This is a genomic window from Nocardia pseudovaccinii NBRC 100343 (assembly GCF_001613225.1).
In the GTDB taxonomy this organism is placed as follows: Bacteria; Actinomycetota; Actinomycetes; order Mycobacteriales; family Mycobacteriaceae; genus Nocardia; species Nocardia pseudovaccinii.
Genome location: NZ_BDBY01000048.1, coordinates 1 through 4,430, shown reverse-complemented (window position 1 = coordinate 4,430; position 4,430 = coordinate 1). Strand labels below are relative to the sequence as shown.

At 66.4% G+C, this 4,430-nt stretch carries 1 protein-coding gene; it reads left to right on the top strand.

Translation table 11 applies throughout. The features are described from left to right. Window positions 1-13: 13 nt before the first annotated feature. Window positions 14-4,430 (top strand): non-ribosomal peptide synthetase (locus NP3_RS06365; RefSeq protein ID WP_169814451.1); only part of this gene is annotated, 4,417 nt, incomplete at its 3' end.

Sequence of the window (4,430 nt, the reverse complement as noted above, 5' to 3'; positions counted from 1 at the left end):
CACGATCGATGCATTGGCTCTGGAGACCGTTGCGGGCCCGGTCCTGCAGGCGGTCTGGCATTCCAGGTCTTCGGCGTCGGATCTGGAAGATATCGCGCAGCGGTGGACATCGGAACTGACGTCGCTTGCCGAACTGCTGCGTGCGCCGGACGCGGGTGGTTTCACTCCGTCGGATCTGCCGCTGGTATCGGCGACGCAACAGCAGATCGACGAATGGGAGTCGCGGTACCCGGCATTCGAGGACGTCTGGCCGCTCGCGCCACTGCAGCAAGGTCTGTTGTTCCACACCCAGCTGGCCGCCGGACGCGCCGACGGGTACTCGGTACAGGCGGTCATCCAATTCGACGGCGAGGTGGATGTCGCACGGCTGGAGCGGGCCGCCCGCGCGCTCGTCGAGCGACATCAGGTACTGCGTACGGCCTTCCTGCCCGGCGACGATGCGACGATTCAGCTGGTGCTCGAGCGGATAACCGTGCCATGGAGCTACATCGAAGCGGACGCGACGGAATGCGACCGCCTCGCCGACGCGGAACTCGCGACTCCCTTTGCCCCCGATCGGCCACCACTGCTGCGCTTCCGCTGCGTGCGTTGCGGCGAGCGCGATGTCCGGTTGGTGATCACGAACCATCACCTGATCCTCGACGGCTGGTCCATGCCGCTGCTCTTCGGCGAGCTGCTCGTGCTGTACGAAACCGACGGTGACAGTGCGGGATTCGTCCCAGCTGTCTCGTATCGACGCTACCTGGAGTGGCTGGCGGACCGAGACCACACTGCCGCCCGAGCCGCATGGTCGGCCGCATTGGCCGATCTACCAGGTCCGACCTTGGTGACCGCCGGGCGGGCTCCGGCTATCGCCGACGGCAGCGCGAGCCGATCGGCGGACGAGCAAGTGTCGAAACTCGTTCGGACCATCGATGTCCCTTTGGGGCAACCCAATGCAGCCGCGCTCCAGGGGATTGCCGCTGAGCACGGTGTCACCCTCAATACGATTGTGCAGGTCGCGTGGGCTTTGCTGCTGGCGGAGCTGACGGGGGAACACGACATAGTATTCGGCTCCATCGTATCGGGCCGTCCGCCCGAATTGCCCGGTGCCGAACGCATTGTCGGGATGCTGGTGAACACCATTCCGGTGCGGATCACCCTCGAACCGGCCGAGTCGGTGGCGGACCTGCTCGAGCGCGTACATCGTGAGCAGGCGCGCTTGCTCGAGCATCACACTTCAGGGCTCACCGATATTCAGGCGGCGGCCGGTATCGGGCCACTTTTCGACACCACGCTCGTGTTCGAGTCGTATCCGATGGATGTCGCCGCGCTCATGGCGGCGGCCGAGCGGGCGGCATTGCGAGTCAGCGGATTCCGTGCCTACGACGGTACGCACTATCCACTCGCGCTGGCCGCACACGGCCGAAGCGGTCTACGTCTGGTCATGAGCTACTCGGCCCGGTACTTCGACACCACCGAGGCGGAAACGCTGGCGGACCGGCTGGCCCGCATTCTCGCGCGGCTCGGCGAGGATCCGAACCAGCCGGTCATGGCTGTAACGGGTGCCGACCCCGCGGAGGTGCTGCGTGCACGTCCACAGCCACTGCGGTTGCTGCCCGAGATCCTGGCGGGCGGCATCCACCCCGACGGGATCGCAATCCGTTACGGTCCAACGGAATTGACCTATCGAGAACTCGACGAGCAGTCGAACCGGCTCGCCGGAGTGTTGATCGAGGCCGGTGCGGAACCGGAAACGGCTGTGCTGCTCGCAGTGCCGCGATCGCCGGAGTGGATGGTCGCGGTGTGGGCGATCGCGAAGTCCGGGGCTGCCTTTGTGCCGGTCGATCCGGCCCAGCCCGCGCAGCGGATCATCGATATCGCCGCCGACTGCGGTGCGTTATTCGGGGTGACTGTCGCGACGGTGCGCGATCAACTGCCGGACGAGGTGCCGTGGCAGGTGCTGGACGCTTCGAAGGCGACTACGGCGCCGCTGACAGCCGCGAATCGACGCAGACCCCTACTTGCCGCACACCCCGCCTACATCGTGTACACCTCCGGCTCGACCGGAGCACCGAAGGGCGTAGTCGTCACCCATGCCGGTCTGAGTGGTCTCGTGAGCGGTACCGCCGCCGCCATCGGAGCCGGGCCGGGTGATCGCATATTGCACTGTCTGAATCCGAGTTTCGATGCGGCCATTCTGGTGTGGTTGTCCGCCTTCGAAACCGGTGCGACCCTGCTGATCGCGCCGCCGGAGGCCAATGCCGGTGCCGAGCTGTGCGCGGCTATCACCGAATCCGGTGCGACCCACTTGACCTCGACTCCCGCCGTACTGGCCACGGTGCCCGCCACCGCATTCGCGGGCGTGCGAGTGCTGGTCTCCGGCAGCGAGGCGTGCCCACCGGAGCTGATCGCGCGTCTCGCCGAGGGCCGGGCGCTGCTGAATTCCTATGGCCCCGCCGAAGCCTCGGTGGCAGCGACCTTCACCGGCCCACTGCGTCCGGGAGAACCCGCGGATCTCGGCGCACCGCTGCCGGGAACCGGTCTGGCCGTATTGGATTCGTGGTTACGTCCGGTACCGATCGGTGCGACCGGCGAGCTGTACGTCATGGGACCCGGACTTGCCCGTGGCTATGTCGGGCAGCCGGGACTGACGGCGGCGCGGTTCGTGGCGAACCCGTTCGGAACGCCAGGGGAGCGGATGTACCGCACCGGCGATCTGGTTCGCCGTATGTCCCGGCGGCGACTGGAGTACGTGCGGCGCAATGACTTCCAGGTGAAGTTGCACGGCATCAGAGTCGAACCGGGTGAAGTCGATGCGGTGCTGCGCAAGTGCCACGGTGTCGAGATGACGATCACCGTGGCGCGCCAGGGGCCTGCCGGAACTCATGTGCTGGCCAGCTATGTGGTGCCGACCGAGGATGCGGTCCTGAAAGCGAACGAACTGCGGGACTATCTGTCTCAGCGCCTGCCGAGGCATCTGGTCCCCGCGACGATCACCGTACTGACCGAGCTGCCGCTGACCGCAAACGGCAAGGTCGATCGACGCGCATTACCCGAACCCGAACTTGCGGTGGCCGAATACGTCGAACCGGTCGGGCGGGAGCGCCTGGTCGCCGATGTGTTCGGTACGGTGCTCGACCGTGAAAAGGTCGGTGCGGCCGACGACTTCTTCGCACTCGGCGGTGATTCGCTCTCGGCAATCCGAGTCGCCGCTCGGCTCGGCTCGGCCCTCGCGATTTCGGTTCCCGTCCGCCTGATCTTCGAAGCGCCGACCGTCCGCGCGCTCGCTGCTCGGCTGAGCACCACGGCCACCATGGATCAGACCGGTCCTCGGCGGGGGCGACGGCCGGAACGAATTCCGCTTTCACCCGCGCAGCAGCGGATGTGGTTCGTCAACCAATACGATCCTGATTCCGGCGCTTACAACGTCCCGATCGTGCTGCGGCTCATCGGAAGGCTGGATCCGGCAGCACTCGAGGCGGCCGTACGCGACGTGCTCGAGCGGCACGAATCGCTGCGCACGGTTTATCCGGCCCGAGACGGTGTCGGATACCAAATGATTTTGCCAACGGATTCTGTTGTCCCGGAACTCGCTCCGATCCCCATCACCGATGCGAAGCTGCCAGGCGCGATCATGGACTGTGTCGGTGCGGGATTCGACGTGACCGCCGCGGTGCCCTTGCGGCTACGCCTGTTCCGGCTCGCCGAGAACACACACGTGCTGGTGCTGGTAATCCACCACATCAGCACCGACGGCTTCTCGATGGGCCCACTTGCCCGCGATGTGATGACTGCCTACACGGCCCGGCTGACCGAGGCGGCACCCGACTGGACCCCGCTTCCGGTGCAGTACGCCGACTACACGCTGTGGCAGCACGAGCACCTGGGCTCCGAGCACGATTCGGAATCACCGCTGGCACAGCAGATTCGGTACTGGCAGGACACACTCGCCGGATTGCCCGATCGACTCCCACTGCCCGTCGACCGCCCCCGCCCGCCGACTGCATCGCTGCGGGCGGGCACGGTCTACCGCGAATTCGATGCCGCGCTCACCGCACGTCTCGACGAACTCGCCACCGCGAACCGATGCACGCGATTCCAGGTGCTGCACAGCGCACTCGCGGTGCTGTTCGCCCGGCTGAGCGGCACCACCGATATCGCCATCGGTACTCCGGTGGCGGGCCGTGGCGTCGCCGAGCTCGACGATGTGGTCGGTATGTTCGTCAATACCCTGGTGCTGCGCACCGAAATTCGTGCCGCGGAACCGTTCTCCGCGCTACTCGGGCGGGTTCGACGCACCGACCTCGATGCACTCGCCCACGCCGACGTGCCCTTCGAGCGGCTCGTCGACCTGCTCGCACCTACCCGGTCGGCCTCCCGTCACCCCCTGATCCAGACAATGCTGGTGATGCAGAACCCCAACCCGGTCGAACTCACGCTGCCGGACC